At 48.6% G+C, this 280-nt stretch carries 1 protein-coding gene; it reads right to left on the bottom strand.

The window, feature by feature from the left end; genetic code table 11:
• Positions 1–280 (bottom strand): hypothetical protein (locus QWY28_RS23575; RefSeq protein ID WP_300955341.1); only part of this gene is annotated, 280 nt, incomplete at both ends.

Below are 280 nucleotides of genomic sequence, written 5' to 3'. Positions count from 1 at the left end.
CACTTTCCGCCTTGACCTCTCCGTCAGTCACCTTGGCCTCCTCTGCTGGCTCATCCGCATTGGTCTCGGTTTGTTTAGGCCCTTCTGGTGCTGGTGGAGCTACTACAACTTCCTCAACTGTGGCCGCTGCTTCTTCAGTTGTTGTCTTTGCTTCTTCAACTTTCTCCGCGTGGAATGCTGATGTTGCTGACACAACCTCGACTGTGGCCATTATGAATAAAAGAAGAATGCTATTAGGAACTAAGAAGATTGAGGCTTGGAGATAGATGTAGAGAGTATG

Origin of the sequence: Nocardioides oceani, from assembly GCF_030412965.1 — a bacterium.
GTDB classification, from domain to species: domain Bacteria; phylum Actinomycetota; class Actinomycetes; order Propionibacteriales; family Nocardioidaceae; genus Nocardioides; species Nocardioides oceani.
This window is presented reverse-complemented; position numbering and strand designations above follow the sequence as displayed.